General features: G+C 73.1%; 15 protein-coding genes. 7 read left to right on the top strand and 8 right to left on the bottom strand.

From position 1 onward, the window contains the following. The first annotated feature begins 112 nt into the window (after positions 1-112). Positions 113-589, top strand: coding sequence for a hypothetical protein (locus tag AB0J72_RS40545; protein ID WP_363409192.1), 477 nt, complete (start codon positions 113-115; stop codon positions 587-589). Between the two features lie 20 nt (positions 590-609). Here AB0J72_RS40545 and AB0J72_RS40540 read toward each other — a convergent pair whose 3' ends face one another. The 3 genes from AB0J72_RS40540 to AB0J72_RS40530 all read right to left on the bottom strand — a co-directional run bounded on the left by AB0J72_RS40540 (position 610) and on the right by AB0J72_RS40530 (position 2,355). Beyond that, positions 610-1,083, bottom strand: a complete 474-nt coding sequence (locus AB0J72_RS40540) for a hypothetical protein (RefSeq protein WP_363409189.1) — start codon at positions 1,081-1,083, stop codon at positions 610-612. Between the two features lie 129 nt (positions 1,084-1,212). Further along, complete coding sequence (locus AB0J72_RS40535; RefSeq protein WP_363409186.1) at positions 1,213-1,563, bottom strand: DoxX family protein; 351 nt, start codon at positions 1,561-1,563, stop codon at positions 1,213-1,215. Between the two features lie 72 nt (positions 1,564-1,635). Next, entirely contained in the window at positions 1,636-2,355 is a 720-nt protein-coding gene (locus AB0J72_RS40530; RefSeq protein WP_363409183.1) for a response regulator transcription factor, read from the bottom strand. A 224-nt stretch (positions 2,356-2,579) separates the two neighbouring features. Between AB0J72_RS40530 and AB0J72_RS40525 the strand changes: the two genes are divergently transcribed. From AB0J72_RS40525 to AB0J72_RS40500, 6 genes are all read left to right on the top strand, one after another. After that, the gene (locus AB0J72_RS40525; protein ID WP_363409180.1) at positions 2,580-3,185 is read left to right on the top strand and encodes a VOC family protein; all 606 of its coding nucleotides are present in this window, start codon (positions 2,580-2,582) and stop codon (positions 3,183-3,185) included. A gap of 159 nt (positions 3,186-3,344) precedes the next feature. After that, positions 3,345-7,010 carry a BTAD domain-containing putative transcriptional regulator gene (locus AB0J72_RS40520; RefSeq protein ID WP_363409177.1) on the top strand — a complete coding sequence of 1,222 codons (3,666 nt, stop codon included), beginning with the start codon at positions 3,345-3,347 and terminating at the stop codon, positions 7,008-7,010. 227 nt (positions 7,011-7,237) lie between these two features. Beyond that, positions 7,238-8,482 (top strand): hypothetical protein, encoded by a 1,245-nt coding sequence (locus tag AB0J72_RS40515; RefSeq protein ID WP_363409175.1) that lies wholly within the window; start codon positions 7,238-7,240, stop codon positions 8,480-8,482. Then, positions 8,469-9,758 carry a hypothetical protein gene (locus AB0J72_RS40510; RefSeq protein WP_363409172.1) on the top strand — a complete coding sequence of 430 codons (1,290 nt, stop codon included), beginning with the start codon at positions 8,469-8,471 and terminating at the stop codon, positions 9,756-9,758. The genes AB0J72_RS40515 and AB0J72_RS40510 overlap by 14 nt, the downstream gene beginning before the upstream one ends. Before the next feature lie 50 nt (positions 9,759-9,808). Then, complete coding sequence (locus AB0J72_RS40505) at positions 9,809-10,396, top strand: RNA polymerase sigma factor (protein ID WP_363409169.1); 588 nt, start codon at positions 9,809-9,811, stop codon at positions 10,394-10,396. Next, positions 10,393-11,286, top strand: coding sequence for a hypothetical protein (locus tag AB0J72_RS40500; RefSeq protein ID WP_363409166.1), 894 nt, complete (start codon positions 10,393-10,395; stop codon positions 11,284-11,286). The genes AB0J72_RS40505 and AB0J72_RS40500 overlap by 4 nt, the downstream gene beginning before the upstream one ends. Here AB0J72_RS40500 and AB0J72_RS40495 read toward each other — a convergent pair. The 5 genes from AB0J72_RS40495 to AB0J72_RS40475 all read right to left on the bottom strand — a co-directional run bounded on the left by AB0J72_RS40495 (position 11,247) and on the right by AB0J72_RS40475 (position 17,282). Continuing rightward, positions 11,247-12,500 (bottom strand): ATP-grasp domain-containing protein, encoded by a 1,254-nt coding sequence (locus AB0J72_RS40495; RefSeq protein WP_363409163.1) that lies wholly within the window; start codon positions 12,498-12,500, stop codon positions 11,247-11,249. The two genes, AB0J72_RS40500 and AB0J72_RS40495, sit on opposite strands and share 40 nt — an antisense overlap. Further along, entirely contained in the window at positions 12,497-13,507 is a 1,011-nt protein-coding gene (locus AB0J72_RS40490; RefSeq protein ID WP_363409160.1) for a glycosyltransferase family 2 protein, read from the bottom strand. The genes AB0J72_RS40495 and AB0J72_RS40490 overlap by 4 nt, the downstream gene beginning before the upstream one ends. Positions 13,508-13,538: 31 nt before the next feature. Beyond that, on the bottom strand, positions 13,539-14,555 hold the full coding sequence (locus AB0J72_RS40485; protein WP_363409157.1) for an NAD-dependent epimerase/dehydratase family protein: 1,017 nt from the start codon (positions 14,553-14,555) through the stop codon (positions 13,539-13,541). An 11-nt stretch (positions 14,556-14,566) separates the two neighbouring features. Continuing rightward, on the bottom strand, positions 14,567-15,247 hold the full coding sequence (locus AB0J72_RS40480; RefSeq protein ID WP_363409154.1) for a hypothetical protein: 681 nt from the start codon (positions 15,245-15,247) through the stop codon (positions 14,567-14,569). A gap of 148 nt (positions 15,248-15,395) precedes the next feature. Then, positions 15,396-17,282, bottom strand: coding sequence for a HAMP domain-containing protein (locus AB0J72_RS40475; RefSeq protein WP_363409151.1), 1,887 nt, complete (start codon positions 17,280-17,282; stop codon positions 15,396-15,398). Positions 17,283-17,390 lie beyond the last annotated feature (108 nt).

The following is a 17,390-nucleotide window of genomic DNA, read 5'->3' as shown; positions in this document are numbered from 1 at the left end:
GGTGTCACCAGTGTGCCGGCCCGGGTGTTCCACGGGTCCGAAGGACCACCCGGGCCGGGCACGCTGTCGGTGGCCGATGCAGTTGTCGGCAGCCGATGAACAGGAGCGCGACATGTCCACCATCCACCTCAGCGAGACCACCACCGCGACGCCGGAGCAGTTCGTCGCCGGGCTCACCGACTTCGGCCCGGCCCGCCAGCGGCTGTTCCCCGCCAGCTCCGACGAGTACCTCAAGGTGCACGAGCTGGGCCCCGACCACGCCGACGTCACCGAGGGCTCGGGCGGCGTGTGGGAGCGCCTGCGCTACGACTGGTCCGACCCGCACCGCGTGACGATGCGGACCACCGACTCCAACGTGTGGGGAGGCGCGTCTGGCCACACGTACACGCTGACCAGGCGCCCTGACGGCACCACCGCCGTCGACGCGGTCGTGGTCCGCGAGGGCAGGAACCTCAAGGGCCGGATCATCGGCGTCCTGCTCGGCAGCGTCGCCAAGGGGCAGCTGCGCAAGGCGCTGCGCAGCACCGTCGCCGCGATCGAGGCCCGCAACCAGGACGGACGGCCCGCCGCCGGGGCCGCCCGCCCATGACCTGGGCCGGTCGGGGAACCTCAGATGTAGGTGAGCGGGCAGCCGTGCCGCAGCGAGTGCTCCGCCGCCTGCCGGTACATCGCCACATAGAACGCAACCGGATCGTCGATGCCGGTAACGAGCGCGAGCGGGCCGCGCGGCAGGGGCGACGGCAGCCGGACGTCGGCGACGAGCGGTGCCACCAGGTCCCGGAGCCGGTGCGAGCTGAGCACCACCGTGCGCTCGTCGTCGTACGCGTTGCCGACCGGCAGGGTGATCAGCCCGTCGAACGGCACCGGCACGAACAGGGCGGCCTCCAGCACGTCCGTGGCGCCGTGCCGCTCGCACAGCTCGGCGAAGCCGTCCATCGGCGGCGACAGCTTCTCCTCGAAGCGGTCCGCTGTCTCCTGGCGGGGACCCGGGTACGCACCGAGCCCCCGCTCCGCGAGGGCCCGGTCGAGCTGCGTCGCGTGCTCCCAGTTCCCGGGCCGGACGTCGACGAGGTACATCCCCATGCGGGGCACCGTACCCGGCCGCGACAAAGGTGTATCGCGTTCGGTCGCCGGGTGGTCGCCGGCCGCCATACGCTGGAGGTGGTGAGAGTGGGTGGCGCGCTCATGGTGTGCGGACCATGGCGCCGCCGGTCACCAGTGGTAGGCCACGTTCACGACGAGCGTGGCCACCATCGTCACGAAGAACACCGCCCACCCGACGAGCTGCCGCGACCCTACCCGCAGGTGCGCGATCAGCGCCCCGGTGAAGTACAGCACCAGGCCGGCCGCGGCCAGAGTCCCGACGATCGGCACCGCGAACCCGGCGAGCAGCCCCAGCGACCCGGCGGCGAGGGTCGCTCCCAGCCGCGGCACCCACGACTGCGGCAGGCGCTTCATCTCCGCCTGGGCCTTCGGGTAGTCGTGGCCGATGAGGTACGTGACGGCGGCGCTCCCGGCGAAGAACGCGGCGACGATCGTGAGCGTGACATAGGTTGCGAACATGCGCTGTCAGACGTGCCGCTCCAGCGGAACGTGACACGCCCCGATGTGACCCGCCGCACAGCTCCTACCGGGTCACGCCCGCTGTAACACCGGCTCCGTCGCCTCGGCCAGCGGCTCGAGCTCGGGGCGGGGCGGCAGGACCAGGGTGTAGCCGACCTGGCGCACGGTCCCGATCATCGACTCGTACTCGCTGCCGAGCTTCGCCCGCAGTCGCCGCACGTGGACGTCGACGGTCCGGTGGCCACCGAAATAGTCGAACCCCCAAACCTCCCGCAGCAACTGGTCACGGGTGTAGACCCGGCCGGGGTGCCGCGCCAGGAACCGCAGCAGCTCGAACTCCTTGTAGGTGAGGTCCAGCGCCCGGCCCTTCAGCTTCGCCGCGTACGTGTCGGGGTCGATGTGCAGCGCACCCGCCGTGATCACGCTCGTGGCCGCCTTCGCCGCGACCGCCGCCGCCTGCGTCACGAGCCGCAGCCGCGCGTCGATCTCGGCCGGGCCGGCGCCGGCCAGCACCACGTCGTCGAAGCCCCAGTCGGCGGCGACGGCGACCAGCCCCGCCTCCTCGACCACCACGACGACCGGCGTCCGCACCGCCGAACCGCGCACCGCCCGGCAGAAGGCCCGCGCCTCCGCCAGCTGCCGGCGCGCGTCGACCAGCACCACGTCCGGCTCTGTCCCGGTGAGGCACGCCTGCACGTCGTATCCCGCGACCCGCCGACCGTGCGTCAGCAGGTCCAACGCCGGCAACACCCGCCCCACCGGCTGCATACCCGTCACCACCAGGATCTCCACGCCATGCAGCGTCCCCCATCATTGTTTCGGGCCTGTCTCCGAACGCCCGACATGTCGCAGTTCCGTTTCCGGACTTCCGCCCGCCCCGCGCCGCCGGTGTGCACCGGGGCCCGACCCGGGTGCCCGCCAGGGCCTCCACTGGGGCGACCCCGGGTGCTTCCGCGCGACAGTCTTCAGCAGATGCCGTGGGGCATCGCGGGGGTACGGCAAGAAGGAGCGGACAGATGGTCGACTACAAGCTCGAAATCGTGGTGCTGCCGGTTTCGGACGTGGACCGGGCGAAGGAGTTCTACACGCGGATCGGGTTCCGGGAGGACGTCGACTTCAGCGGGCCGGAAGGGTTCCGGGTCGTGCACTTCACCCCGCCCGGCTCGGCGGCGTCGATCATCGTCGGGTCCGGCGTGACGGACGCGGCGCCCGGGTCGGCGAAGGGCGTGCACCTGGTCGTCGACGACATCGTGGCCGCGCACGACGACCTGGCGGCGCGCGGGGTCGCGGTGAGCGAGGTGTTCCACGACGCGGGTGGGGTGTTCCATCACGCGGGCACGACGGCCCGGGTCGCGGGACCGCATCCGCAGCGGCAGTCGTACGGCTCGTTCCTGTCCTTCGAGGACCCCGACGGCAACACGTTCGTGCTGCAGGAGGTCACCTCCCGGCAGCCCGGGCGGGTCAGCCAGGTCGTGTACGAGTCGGTCGCCGAGGTCGAGCGGGCGCTGCGGGACGCGGCCACCGCGCACGGCGAGTACGAGAAGGAGCTCGGCCACCACGACGACGACTGGCCGACCTGGTACGCCGCCCACATGGCCCGTTCCGCGGGTCTCGGCGCCTGACCGCAACCGGGCGTTCGCCGCGATCGTGGGCGGCGCCGGCGCGCGGCGGTGAGATCGCCGCCGCGCCGGCCGCGGCCGAATGTACCCGTCGGCTTCTCGACACAGGGCTCCCGCAATGCCGGGATGCACGTGCGTCATGGCGACGGGAGGTGAATGACGGTGATACGAATCCGGTTGCTGGGCGACGTGGGGGCGTGGACCGAGGGCGATCGCGGCGGGACTGTGGACGTCGACATCGGGCACGAGCGGCAGCGGTGCGTGCTGGCGGCGCTGCTGGTCGAGCCCGGGCGCCCGGTCCCCGCCGATGTGCTGCTGGACCGGGCGTGGGGCGACCGGCTCCCCCGCCACCCGCGGGAGGCGCTGTATAGCTACGTGTCTCGGCTGCGGCAGAGCCTGGCGCCCGGTGGGTGGACGGTCGTGCGCCGGCCGTCCGGGTACGTGGTGCAGATCGAGCCGCTCGCCGTGGACCTGCACCTGTTCGACGATCTCGTCCGCCGCGCGGCAGGCACCGGCGACGTCCCGGCGGCGGCCTCGCTGCTCGACGAGGCGCTGCGCCTGTGGACCGGCGACGCCTTCGGCTGCCTCGACACCCCCTGGCTGAACACGGTCCGCCGCGACCTCCACCGGCGCCGACGGACCGCCGAACAGCGCCGCGACGATCTCGCGCTGCGGCTCGGACGGCACGCGTCGGTCGTCGACGGCCTGCTCGACCGCGCGGACGCCGACCCGCTCGACGAAGCGATCACGGCGTCGGCGATGCTGGCGCTGTACCGCTGCGGCCGCCGGGGCGAGGCGCTCGGCCGCTACGATGGGCTGCGCCGGCAGCTGGCCGGCCAGCTCGGCATCGAGCCCGGCGAGCAGCTGCGCCGCCTGCACCGCCAGATCCTGCAGGCCGACCCGGCCCTGTCCCCACCGCTTTCCAGCATTGCCATTACCGACAATCCACTAATCGGTAATGACCCGCAGACACCCGCCACCAACGGCATTGCCACAACCAGCGATCAGCGACCCACCGCCCACCTGCCGGTCAGGCGGAGCTCCCGGAGCACACCGCTCGCAACGGAGACACCCGGCACCCCGACCATACAGGTGGACGAGCCCAACCCATGCACACCGGCGGCGCGGCCGGTCGACAACACGCCGGACCGCCCGACGGCACAGGGTCCGATGGACGTGGACGGCACCCCCAGCCGGCAGGAACCCTCGAACGTGTCGGTGGTAGCAGGCGAATCGAGCGAAGCCGACGGATCAACCACCGCCGACGGGCCGGGCGCAGCGAACCGGTCGACCACAGGTGGCGGGTCGAGCGCTGCCAGTGGGGCGAATGCGTTTCCCGCAGCTGCCGTGCACGGCGCGCGAGCCTTGCCGGATGTGTCCGTCACGGCTGGTGGGCAGCGAGCGTCCGGCGAACCGAACACGTCCGGCGAACCCGGCGTGCAGGACGTGCCTGGCGCGCAGGACGTGCCTGGCGCGCAGGACGTGCCTGGCGCGCAGGACGTGCCTGGCGCGCAGGACGTGCCTGGCGCGCCGGGCAGGCCCGCAGCCTTCGAGCCGCACGATCGGCGCGGGGCGTCGAACCCGCCCGCGGCGGTCGAGCAGCTCGGTGGGCGCGGGGCGTCGAACCCGCCTGCGGCGGTTGAGCAGCTCGATGGTCGCGGGACGTTGAGCACGCGGGTCGCGGTCAGCGTGCAGGATGGGCGCGGAATTCAGGTTTTGCCTGCGGGGCTCGGGGTTGCGAGCGTGCCGGGGGTGTTGGGGTCGCCGGGGGTGTTCAGTGGGCGGCAGGCGCAGCTTGCGGAGCTGACGATGGCGTTGCGGGGCGCCAGCGGAGAGGGTGGCCTCGGTGGTGAGGCGGGCGCTGACGGTACCGACGCGGCGAACGCGACCAGCGGGATTGTCGTCATCGGTGGGGCCGGCGGGATCGGCAAGACGTGGTTGGCGTTGCGGTGGGCGCATGAGCACCGGCGGATGTTTCCCGACGGGCAGTTGTACGTGAACCTGCGCGGGTTCGATCCGGCCGGGGAGCCGCTGTGCCCGTCGGTCGCGACCCGGATGTTCCTGACCGCGCTCGGGGTTGCCGCGGATGCGCTGCCGGCGGGGCCGGAGGAGCAGGCGATGCTGTTCCGGAGGCTGGTGGCGCACCGGCGGATGCTGGTGCTGCTGGACAACGCTCACGACAGCGCGCAGGTGGTGCCGCTGCTGCCGGGGACGCCGACGGTCGCGGTGCTGGTGACCAGCAGGCGGCGGCTGACCGGGCTCGTCGCCGCGCACGGCGCGCATCCGGTCACGCTCGAGTGCATGACCGATCCGGACGCGGCCGAACTCTTACGGGCGCGGCTCGGGGCGGCGCGGGCGGAGGCCGAGCCGGAGTCTGTCCTGGCGTTGCTGCCGCTGTGCGGCGGGCTACCCCTGGCATTGGGAATTGTCGCGGCGCGGGCTGCCACCGACCCGCACTGCCGGCTCGCCACGCTCGTGAACGAGCTGCGTGCCCGGCGGACCCGGCTCGACGCGCTCGACGCCGGGGACCTTGCCGTCAGCCTGCGCGCGGCCATCGCCGGTTCGGTGCGGCACCTGTCGGCCGCGGCGGGCGCGCTGTTCGGGCGGCTGAGCCTCGCGCCCGGGCCTGACATCGGCGCGGAGGCGGCCGCCGGCATGAGCGGGTGCGGGCCGGCGGCGCTGCGGCCCGCGGTCCGGGAGCTGCTCGACGCGAACCTCCTGGCCGAGGAGACGCCGGGGCGATTCCGGATGCATGACCTGGTCCGCCTGTACGGGATGGAGCTCGCCGCCGGGACCGACGGCGCGCGGCCGGCGGTGGAGCGGCTGCTCGACCATTACGTGCGGCAGGCCTGTGCGGCGGCGCTGCGGCTGGAGCCGTTGCGGGACCCGCTGCCGGGCGTCGGGGCGCAGGCGTGTCCGGACCGGCGGGCCGCGCTGGCGTGGTTCGCGGCGGAGGACCAGGTGCTGGCATCCGCGATTCGGTACGCGGCCGGCGCCGGGTTCGACCGGCACGCGTGGCAGCTCGCGTGGGCGCTGGTGTACGTGCTCGACCAGCGCGGCGACTGGCACGCCCAGGCCGACGTGCACCGCACCGCGCTGCGGTCGGCGCAGCGGCTCGGCGACGACGCCGCGATCGCGCACTCGCTGCGAGGGCTGGCCCGGGCGTACACCTGGCTGCGCTGCTTCGATCAGGCGCGGGACCAGCTGCGTGCGGCGCTCGAGGCGTCGCGGCGGCTCGGAGACCTGGCCGGGCAGGGGTTCGCGTTCCGGGGGCTGGCCCGGGTGTCGGCGTGGCAGGGCGAGCCGGGCCGGGCGCTGGCGGACGACCGGCGGGCGCTGGCGATGTTCGAGGCGGCAGGCCACGACCACGGGCGCGCGCAGACCCTCAACGCGCTCGGCTGGCACCTCGCGCACCTCGGCGAGCACGAGCAGGCGCTCGCCTGCTGCGCCCAGGCGATCGAGCTGCACCGCCGGCTCGGCGACCGGCACGGCGAGGGCATCACGTGGGATACTCTGGCGTACTCCCGGCACCGCAGCGGCATGCCCGACGAGGCGGTCGAATGCTACCGGCGCGCCGCGGCGCTGCTGCGTGAGCACGGCGACCGCTACCAGGAGGCGGTCGTGACGGGCCACCTGGGCGACACGTACGCCGCGCTCGGCCGGACCGTCGAGGCCCGCACCGCCTGGCTGCGCGCCGCCGCGCTGCTCGACGCGCTCGGCCACCCCGACGCCCGGGTCGCCCACGCGAAGACCGCGATTGCCGGTAATGACAATCCGGAAATTGCCGAGGGCGGCAGGCGCACGGCGAACACCGCGCGCGCCGTATAGAGCGGCCCGAGGAACCAGAGCCCGAAGAACCAGGGCCCGACAAACCAGAACCGACAAACCTGAATCCGACGGACCACAGCTCGACGGACCACACCGCGACGAACCGGAGCCCGACGTACCACGGCGCGACGAGCGGCAACGGGACGAGCGGCAACGGGACGAGCGCCGAGAGAGTGGACACCCGGCACGCATAGACGGATGCCCATGGGGTGTGGAGACTGGACGGGATGGAGCGGATCGGGGTGCGGACCGTCGTCTCGTTGCTCGCGGGCCGTGGGGCGTACCGGGCCGCGCAGCTGGTGGCGACCATCGCGCTGCTGCCGCTGTGGGGCACCGAGCGGTATGCGACCTACGCGGGCGCCGTCGCCATCTGTTCGTGGGTCGTCGCGTTGCTCGTCTCCGGACCGGAGAAGACGGTCCTGAAGCTGCTGCCGCGGGCGCCGCGGACCGGGCCGCTCATCCTCCGTGCCGCCGCCGCGCTGCTGTGGGTGCTGCCGGTGCCGCCGCTCGTCGCGTTCGTGGTCGCCGCGCTGGTCGCGCCGGGCGGGCCGGTCGCGGTGTTCCTGGGTGTCGCGGCGCTGTGCACGATGACCGGGACGTTGCTGCTGCTGGTCGGGCTGCATCGGGCGGTGGGCCGGCCGTGGTACGACGCCCGGGCGTTCTTCCTGCTGACCGTCGTGCAGGGGGTGCTGCTCGGCCTGGTCGCGCTCGGGCTCGGCCCGCTCGGGTACGTCGCCGCGCTCGTCGGCACCGAGACCGTGCTGTGCCTGCTGCTGCTGGTGCGGCTCGGCCGGCCGTCGCTCGCCATCAGGCACCGGCCGGCGTTCCTGCGGCGGATCTGGTGCACGGTGGCGCTGATGGGCGGCCCCGAGGTGTGCATGTACCTGTGCACCGGCGTTCTCGTGGCGCTGCTGACGGTGTCGGCGTGGAAGGACCAGGTCGGACCGTTCGTCGCCGTCGACGTCGTCTGGTCCGCCGGGATCAACTTCCTGCTGTACCTGCTGCGCGTCTACACCCCGTGGGCGTCGGTGCGGCTGCTCGGCGCCCACGGCGCGGCGGGCAGGGACGCGGCCCGGCGGATCACGCGCTGGGTGATCGCCGCGGACCTCGCGTATGTCGCCGCCGCAGGTGTACTGGTGTCCGCCACCGACGCCCGCCAGGGCGTGGTGCTGTGGGCGGTGCTGTTCGCCGCCCGGACCCCGATGCTGGTGGCGACCATCTTCGCCGGCTACCTGGTGGAGAACTCCGACGCCCGGTCACCCCGGATCACCGGCCTGGCCGCCGCCATGGGCCTGGCCGCCGCGGCGGTCACCGGGCTCGTCGCCGTCCCGTACAGCGGCGGCGTCGGGCTGCTGATCGCGCTCGCCGCCGCGGAGATCGCGCAGGCCGCCACGCTCCACGTCCGGCTGGGGAAGCGCGCCCGGCCGGCCCGCCGCACCCTCGTCGAGGAGGACGTCCATGTTGCTGCGTGAGATGGCGTACGTGCCGGTGACGCTGCTGCGGCAGTACGGCACCCGGTCGGGGCTGCGGCGGTTCCAGCTGCACCGGCTGAACCGGTTCCTCGCCCACGCGAACGCGCACGTGCCGTACTACCGTGGCAGGCTGCCGCGGCTTGCCGGTATCGAGGACCTGGCCCGGTTGCCGCTGCTGACCAAGGCGGTCATGCGCGCCACACCCAACCGGGAGTTCGTCGCGGACGGCGTCGACACGGGCGGATGCGTCGAGTTCTCCAGCAGCGGCACCACCGGGCACCGGGTCACCGGCTGGCACGACATGAACGCGCACGACTACCACATGGCCGCGTGCGTGCGCCGGTTCTTCGCGACCCGCCGCTATCTGCCCTGGGACCGGCTCGCGCACCTCAAGCCGTTCCCGATGCCGGGCCGCCTGGTGGAGAAGGTGGGCCTGTTCCGCCGGCACGTCATCCTGACCACGACGCCGCCGGCCGACTGGGTCGCAGGGCTGCTGGCGTACCGCCCGAAGGTGCTGATCGGCTACCCGGTGCACCTGCGCGAGCTGGTACGGACGATGACCGACGAGCAGCGGGCCGCGCTGCGCAAGGACCTGCGGCTGGTGCTGACGGAGTCGGAGCTGCTGGTGCCGGCGTGCCGGGCCATGCTGGAGGAGCGCCTCGGGGTGCCGGTCCGCGACGAGTACTCCGCGTACGAGACGCTGAACATCTCCTTCGAGTGCCACCGCGGCGGGGCGCACCTGGCCGAGGACCGCGTGCTCGTCGAGATCGTCGGCGAGGACGGGACCGTGCTGCCCGACGGCGAGGAGGGGCAGGTGGTGGTGACCGCGTTCGGCGAGCGCGCGATGCCGCTGGTCCGCTACGCGCTCGGCGACATCGGCGCGATCCAGCCGGACCCGTGCGCGTGCGGCCGCCGGTTCCGCACCTTGAAGCTGACCAGCGGACGGATGAACGACGCCGTGGTCCTGCCGAACGGCCGGAAGGTTTTCGGCGACGTGTTCCTGGGGGTCGCGATGTACGAGCCGGGCGTCGCGGAGATGTTCGTGCGGCAGGACGCGGCCGGGACGATCCGCGTCCATGTGGTGCCGGACGGCACGCGGCCCGCCGAGACCGTGCTGGCCGGCACCGAGCGGACGCTGCGGGAACGGGCCGGCGGCGACCTGCCGCTGGAGATGCGGCTCAGCGACCGGATCCCGCTCACCGCCGGCGGCAAGGGCCAGCTCGTGCAGAGCGAATACGCGCCCGCGGTCGCCGTCAACCGGTCGGCCGCGGCCTGACGGATCAGCGGCCGGGGAACCTCCAGGGACCCTCCGGGCAGAAACAGGGCATGAACGCACTGACGACCGGGGCGCGTGACGTCTCGCCACCGGATGTGGCGGCCTTGTTCGACGCATACAGCGAGCGTGTCTACCGGTACTGCGCCCACCGCGTCGGCCCGGTCGCCGCCGAGGACCTCGTCGCCGAGGTGTTCCTGGTCGCGCACCGGCACCGGGACCGTATCGCCGGGCCCGGCGAGCCCCTCGCCTGGCTGTACGGCATCGCGACCAACCTGCTGCGCCGGCACCGGCGGGACGAGGTGCGGGCCTACCGCGCCCTCGCCAGGGCCGGCGTCGACCCGTTCGGCGGTGCGACGGGGGTGGTCGACTCGCACGACACCCGCAGCGCGGAACGGGTCGACGCGACCAGGACCGGCCGCCGGCTCGCCGGCGCCCTCGCCGCGCTGCCGCGCCGCCAGCGTGACGTCCTGCTGCTGTTCGCGATCGCCGAGCTGTCCTATGCCGAGATCGCCGTGGCGCTCGACATCCCGATCGGCTCGGTGCGGTCCGCGCTCAGCCGGGCCCGGGCGAGCGTCCGCGCCGCGATCGACCTACCGCCCGACTCCGACTCTGACGCTGACTCTGGGAGCACATCGTGAACGACGTTCGTGACATCGATGCGATCCGCGCGCTCCGGGCCCGGTTCGACCAGCCGGCCAACCTGGCCCGCGCCCGGGCACGGGTGCTCGCCGGCACCGGCGAACGAGCCGCACGACGCTCACCCATCCGGTCGTGGGCGCCCGCGCTCGCCGGCGTCGTCGTGGTGGGCCTGGTCGTCGCCGTCGCGCTCGTCGCCCGCGGCACCGACACGGCTCCGCTGCGGCCCGGGGGCGCGGGCACGCCGAGCCTGCCGGCCTCGGCCGAGGAGTGGGCGCGCCCGGTCGACGCGCTGGTCCGGCTGGCGATGGCCGGCCCGGCGGCGGCCGAGGTCCGTGCGGGGCAGCACATCAGGTCGGAGGTGCGGCTGTTCGACAACGGGATCCGCCGGACCGAGACGTCGCTGTACGAACCCGAGGGGCTGATCCTGACCACCACCGCCGCCGAGTACGTGCAGCAGCAACGGACCACGTTCGCCAAGGACGGCCCGTCGCTGCGCCAGCCGACACCCGAGTACCTGGCGGGCCTGGCCGCCGACCCCGGCCGGCTGCGCACGATGCTGCTGGACGCGCCGTGCCCGCCCGGTGGCTGCACCGACGAGGTGCGGGCCTGGTTCGCCTGGAACCTGGTGAGTGACCTCGCCCGCACCGCCGACGTGATCGTCCCGCCGGTGCTGCGGTCGGCGCTGCTGCGCATCCTGACCGGCCTGCCGGGCGTCACCCTCGGCCGGGAGACCATCGACGACGTCGGGCACAGCGCCCTCTCCATCACCGTCAAGGGCGACCAGACGCACCGGCTGGTTCTCGGCGAGTACGCCCGGATCGTCGGCGCGATGACCGTGGCCGGCAGCTCCTACTCGCTGTCGCTGTGGACGACCACGCTCGTCGACTGACCCAGTTGGCCGATCGGGACCCTCGCCGTGAACTCCAGCCGGAGCACGGCGAGGGCGGCGTCCAGGCGGACCTGGGCGGTGGCCGGATCGGGGCCGGTGACGACGAGGTAGCCGATCTTGTTCGCGGCCTGGTCGAACGGGTGGACGGTCGCGCCCGGCTCCGCGTACACCTCGCAGCACACGACACCGGGCAGCTGCCGGGCCTCCGTGACGCCGCCGACCGCGGTGAGGATCGCGTCGCCGGGCAGCGGCGAGGCCAGCACGTGGATGATGCCCGCGTGCTCCTGGGTCGGGGTGAGGTTGAACGGCTCGCCGAGGACCATCGAGACGAGAGCGGCGACGGTGTCCACGCCGTACATGTGCCGCATCAGCAACGGGAAGGCGTTGCCGCACAGGCGGGCGTTGGCTTCCAGGACGGCGAACGAGCCGTCGGCGCGGAGGATGACATCGAAGTTGGCGGGGCCGTCGAACAGGTCGATCGCGCGGCACAGCCGGCCGGCCGCGGTGACGAGCCGGCCGCGGACGGCCAGGCCGATGGTGGCGGGGGCGGCGTGCCCGCCGATGACGAAGCGCGGGCCGGGCACCATCCGCTTCTCGGTGATGCCGGCGAACGCGACCCGTCCGGCCCGCATGAACACGTCGACGGTGAGGTTGCGGCCCGACACGAACTCCTCGACGAGCAGCGGCCCGCCGGGCGTGGTGAAGCGGGCGGCGTAGTCGAACGCGCCGGGCAGCTCCGAAGCCTGCGAGACGAGGGTGATGCCCTTGCTGCCGGACGTGTCCGGCGGCTTGACGACAACAGGGAAGCCGATGTCGTGCGCGGCGGCGGCCAGGACGGCCCGGTCGGCGCTGCGCCGCCAGTGGTACCCGGGGACGCCGGTCGCCCGCACGACGTCATGGAAGGCGGCCTTGTCCAGCGACGCGCGGGCCGCGGCGGCGGGGAACCGGAACGGCAGGCGGTAGCGGTGGCTGAGCTCGTGCCAGGTCCACAGGCCGGCCTCGCTCGCCGCGGCGACCACGGCGGTCGGGCGGCGCCCGTCGAGCGCGGCGACGATCCCCTCGTGGTCCTTGATGCTGACCGGCAGCCACACGTCGGCGTACGGGTACGCGGGCCGGTCGGTGCGCATGTCGACACCGATGGTGGGGATGCCGCGGCGGCGGGCCTCGAGGTAGACGGGCAGCTGGTCCTCGCTCGCCCCCAGGATGAGCATCATCGCGCGGCCTCCGTCTCCGCGAGACGGCCGGAGGCGGCCTCCCTCTCGATGAAGCGGCCGGAGACGGCAGCCGCCGGGGGTGCCGCGTACAGCATGTCCCCCGGATCGATGGGAACGTTGGCCTCCCGCACGTAGTACAGCCTGGGCCGCACCGAGCCGCGCACGAGACGGTGCACGTAGGCGGCGAGGATCCCGACGGCGGCGAGCAGCACCACCTCCCCGGCCACCACGCCCGGCCGCCCCGCGGCGATCACGACCGGCACCGCGCAGGCGACCGCCGCGTACAGCCAGACCAGGGGCCGCAGCGAGAAGCCGAAGAACAGCTCGGCGCTGTGCGAGAACAACCGCCACACCGCCCACCGCGACCCGCCGTCCTGCCGCTGCCGGTGCGCGACGTCGACGGTCGCCCAGCGGGCCCCGAGCAGCGGCATCGTCGCGACGAAGTACGGGGTGGCGAGCCGCAGGTCGACGGCGCGGCGGGCGACGGCGGCGCGCACGACCCGGAACACCGACGAGCCGTAGACGAGGTCGACGCCGAAGAGCCGCTGCGCGAGGCGCTGCTGCGCCGCGGACCCGAGGCGGCGGAAGAGCGGGTCGTGGCGTTCGCGGCGGATCCCGTACACCACGTCGTAGCCTTCGAGGGCCTTCGCGATGAGCTTCGGCGCCTCGGCCGGCGGTGACTGCAGGTCGGCGTCGAGCTGCACGACCCATTCACCGCCGGCGTAGCGGAACCCGGCGCCGTGCGCGGCCTCCAGGCCGAAGTTGCGGGAGAACGACACGTACCGCACCCTCGGGTCCCGGGCGGCGAGGGCCTTCACCTTGGCGAGGGTGCCGTCGGTGGAGCCGTCGTCGACGAACAGGATCTCCAGCCCGGGGTAGCCGGACAGTTCGGCGTCGATGGTCGCGTGGACCTCGTCGACCTGCCCCTCCTCGTTGAAGCACGGGATGAACGCGGTCAGCGAAGCGGGCGCCGGCTCGCCGGCCCGTTGCCGTGGGATCTCACGCATGCGACCTCCCCGTACACCTCGGACAATGACCTCAGTCGCGCAGCACGGCCCGCCATGACGGCGGCAGGTTGCGCCGCACCTCGATCGCGTCGAACACCGACGGCTCGCGCGGCCCCTGCCCGCGCACCCAGGCCGCCATGGTCGCGAGTCCGGCCTCGAGGGGCACCTCACCCTCGTCCAGGCCGAAGCACTTGCGCACCTTGGTGTGGTCGGCGTACGCGTGCCGGACCTCGTTGCGGGCGGGCAGGTGCGTGACCCGCAGCGGCACCCCCATCGCGGCGGCGGTGGCGCGGGCGAGCGCGTTGAGCGAGTACACGCTGTCGCCGCCGATGTTGAACGTCTCGTTGTAGGCGGCCGGGGTGGTCACGGACCGGGCGACGACCGGCGCGACGTCGCTGATATGGGTGAAGGCGCGGACCTGCTCGCCGTCGCCGAACACGGTGAACGGCTCGCCCCGCAGCGCCTGGTTCATGAAGATGCCGATGACGTTGCGGTACCGGTCGCCGATGTTCTGGTGTTCGCCGTAGACGTTGTGCGGCCGGAAGATGACGTACGGCAGCCCGAACATGTCGTGGGTGACCCGCAGCTCCTGCTCGACGGCGAGCTTCGCGATGCCGTACGGGTCCTCCGGCGCCGGCACCAGCTCCTCGCTCATCGGCACCTGGTTGCTGCCGTAGACGGCGATCGACGAGGTGAACACGAAGCAGCGGACGGTGCCCGCGTTGACGGCGGCGTTGATGAGGGTGACGCTGCCGAGGACGTTGTTGGTGTAGTTGAACCGTTTGATGAAGTGGCTGAGCCCTTCGGCGGCGTACGCGGCGAAGTGGAACACGTAGTCGAACCCGAACTCGGCGAAGAGCGCGTCGACGACGGCCGGGTCGCAGACGCTGCCGCGCCGGAACACGGCGCCGTCGGGGACGTTGTACGGCGATCCGCCGCTGAGGTCGTCGAGGACGACGACGCGGTGACCACCGGCGAGCAGGCAACGGGCCACGTTCGCGCCGATGAACCCGGCGCCCCCGGTGACCAGCGACGTCGCTGTCGGCATGGCCCGTCTCCTCACACGCTGGTGGACTGCGTCGCCGCCGGCGCCTGCGCGTCGCCCTTCGCCCGGCCGAGGCGGAACCACCGGTCGGGCGCGGTCAGCACGAAGATGACGAGGACGACGTGGACGGCGATGAAGGCGTACGCCTCGTACTTGGTCGGCGGGTGGCCGAGGAACACCGTCATGTGCGACGCCCAGGTCCACACGTCGGGGATGGTCGCCCACTGCGGGTCGGTGTGGTCGTTGACCGTCAGGAACGCCAGGTCCTCCAGGCCGGAGACCATGATGAGCAGCATCGCGTAGGCGATCCGGCGGACGTTGCCGGGTGTGCCGCCGCCGAGCCGGTACGCGAGGGTGAGCGACATGATGACGATCGGGGTCAGCACGAGAATGTGGTAATAGACGGTCGGGAAATCGTCCAGGTAGAAGAAGATCTTCGGCACGAAGTACAGGAAGAACACGCAGAACGCGGCCGGGATCAGGATCCGCACCAGGTGCAGCCGCCGGGCCAGCTCGACGTCGAGGCGGGCGATCGCCTCCGCGGCGAACACGAACGGCAGCAGCTTGAACAGGAAGATCCCGAGGGACTTGACCTCGCGGTCGTGCGGCAGGACGAACCACACCACGGCGGCGCTGGCGGCGGCGAGCGCCACCAGGACGAGAAACGCCGCGTTACGGCGGAGGACCTGACTCATCGGCTGTTGCTCCCCGGTCGGGTGAGGGACGCGTGGCCCGAACAGCCCGAAGCATACGTGAGCGTCATTGCCGTCACGGCGTTGATATTGACAGTCGGCAATGATCGAGGGAGCGGGAAAGGGGTGCACGAAAGGGGTTAAGAAGCGTTCAGGTGTGCAAAAGCGGCAGCTGTACCCGCAAATGGGTGCCGCGGCCCGCGGGGCTGTCGACCCGGATCGTGCCGCCGAGCGCCTCGACCCGGTCGGCGAGCCCGACGAGCCCCGATCCGCGGCCCGGGTCCGCGCCGCCGACGCCGTCGTCGTGGACGGACACGTCGAGCCGGCCGTCCCGCACCGCCCCGCGCACCTCGATACGGGTGGCGCGCGCGTGCTTCGCGGCGTTGGCGAGGGCCTCGGCGACCACGTAGTACGCCGCGACCTCGACCGGCCCGGGCAGCCGGTCCGCCAGGTCGAAGTGGACGTCCACGGAGACCGCCGACCGCCGGGCGAGCACCTTCAGCGCCGGCTTCAGGCCGCCCTCGGTCAGGATCGCCGGGTGCACGCCCCGCGAGATCTCCCGCACGTCGTCGACGGTGCCGTTGATCCCGTCCACCACCTCCGACAGCTCCGCGCGCAGCTCCGGCTGCCGCGCCGACACGGTGTGCTGGATCCGGCGGACGTCGAGGCCGAGCGACAGCAGCCGCTGCTGGACACCGTCGTGCAGGTCGCGTTCGATGCGCCGGCGGGCCTCGTCGGTGGCGAGCACCACCCGGGTCCGCGACGCGGCGAGGTCGTCGTGGGCCTGGGCGTTGGCGACGGCGGTGCCGATGAGGTCGGTGGCCGCCGTGAGGCGTTCCTCGGCGTCCGGCGGCATCGGCTGATCCCCCATCGCGAACACCGTCACCGCGCCCCAGAGGCGGCCGGCCACGCTGATAGGGGCGCTGACGGACGCGTGCGCGCCGAGCTCCCGCGCGTGGATGGCGACCAGCGCTGTCGCCCCGTCGAAGTTGCCCATCCGGGCGGTCTGCCCGGTGCGTTGGACGATGCCGGTGGCGGTGTCATCGCCCAGGGACACGCGCGCGCCGACCGGCATCTCCGGGTCCGGAGCCCCCCAGGCCGCGACGACGGTCGCGGTGCCGTCGGCCTCGAACCGCACGATCCGCGCCGCACCCGTGCCGACGAGCCGCCCCAGCTCCTCCACGACCGCCGCCAGCACCTCACCCGGGGTGCCGCCGTGGGCGACGAGGGTGGCGACCCGCCGCAGCGCAGACTGCGTCCCGACGCTGTGCTGCAGCGCCGCCGCCATCACGTTGAACGACCGCTCCAGCCGGCCGATCTCCGCCTTGCCGGTCTCCGGCATGCGGGTGCCCAGGGCGCCGCCGGCGAGCCGGTCGGCCATCGCGGCGGCCCGGCGGATCGGCTGCACCAGCAGGCGGGTCTGGTAGCCGCCGACGAGCGCGATGGCGAGCGCCGACCCGGCGATCCCCGCGATGATCGCGATCATCTCCCGGTTGGCCGTCGCCGCGGTCTCCGTGTCGCGGGCCTGGATGACGTCCCGCTCCGTCGACCGCAGCACGCTGAGGTCGGCGTGCAGCTGGTCGATGCGGCGGTCCCCTTCCAGCAGCACCGATGCCGACTTGGCGCCGGCGTCGCCGCGCTGCGCCGCCTCCACCGCGGGCCGCGAGACCTCGTCGGCGAACGCCGTGCTGGTCTGCGCGATCTGCGCCGTCTGCTGCCGCTGGCTGTCGGTGGTGGCGAGGGCCTCGAGGTGCTGGTTCGACTCGACCAGGGCAGTGTGCGCCGTCTGCCACCTGGTGAGGAACTCCTTGTCGCCGGACAGCGCGTAGGACTCCTGGGCCGCGCGGAGCTCGATGGTGTGCCGGTTCACCTGGTCGGCGGCGGCGAACAGCGCGTGCGAGCGCTGGGACAGGCGGGCCGTCTCCCGGTTCTCGCTGATCGACACCAGCAGCGTCGCGAACGCTCCGCCGACGAACACCACCAGCACGCACGTCGCCAGCACCATCCGGCGGATGAGCCCACCCTTCGCCCCACTCATGCCCACTCCTGCCCGCCGCGATGCCCTCACTCCATGCCCGTTGCGGTGCCGCTCACGCCTGGGTGGGCCGACCACGTTTGCGCACGGTCAGGTGGGTAGGCGACCGCG

Origin of the sequence: Dactylosporangium sp. NPDC049742 (genome assembly GCF_040674675.1) — a bacterium.
GTDB lineage: Bacteria > Actinomycetota > Actinomycetes > Mycobacteriales > Micromonosporaceae > Dactylosporangium > Dactylosporangium maewongense.
This window is presented reverse-complemented; position numbering and strand designations above follow the sequence as displayed.

Coding starts and splice junctions, on each gene's coding strand:
- AB0J72_RS40485 (WP_363409157.1), bottom strand. CDS start 14,555: ATGCCGACAGCGACGTCGCTGGTCACCGGGGGCGCCGGGTTCATCGGC.
- AB0J72_RS40480 (WP_363409154.1), bottom strand. CDS start 15,247: ATGAGTCAGGTCCTCCGCCGTAACGCGGCGTTTCTCGTCCTGGTGGCG.
- AB0J72_RS40505 (WP_363409169.1), top strand. CDS start 9,809: ATGAACGCACTGACGACCGGGGCGCGTGACGTCTCGCCACCGGATGTG.
- AB0J72_RS40495 (WP_363409163.1), bottom strand. CDS start 12,500: ATGATGCTCATCCTGGGGGCGAGCGAGGACCAGCTGCCCGTCTACCTC.
- AB0J72_RS40515 (WP_363409175.1), top strand. CDS start 7,238: ATGGAGCGGATCGGGGTGCGGACCGTCGTCTCGTTGCTCGCGGGCCGT.
- AB0J72_RS40535 (WP_363409186.1), bottom strand. CDS start 1,563: ATGTTCGCAACCTATGTCACGCTCACGATCGTCGCCGCGTTCTTCGCC.
- AB0J72_RS40490 (WP_363409160.1), bottom strand. CDS start 13,507: ATGCGTGAGATCCCACGGCAACGGGCCGGCGAGCCGGCGCCCGCTTCG.
- AB0J72_RS40545 (WP_363409192.1), top strand. CDS start 113: ATGTCCACCATCCACCTCAGCGAGACCACCACCGCGACGCCGGAGCAG.
- AB0J72_RS40540 (WP_363409189.1), bottom strand. CDS start 1,083: ATGGGGATGTACCTCGTCGACGTCCGGCCCGGGAACTGGGAGCACGCG.
- AB0J72_RS40510 (WP_363409172.1), top strand. CDS start 8,469: ATGTTGCTGCGTGAGATGGCGTACGTGCCGGTGACGCTGCTGCGGCAG.
- AB0J72_RS40525 (WP_363409180.1), top strand. CDS start 2,580: ATGGTCGACTACAAGCTCGAAATCGTGGTGCTGCCGGTTTCGGACGTG.
- AB0J72_RS40475 (WP_363409151.1), bottom strand. CDS start 17,282: ATGAGTGGGGCGAAGGGTGGGCTCATCCGCCGGATGGTGCTGGCGACG.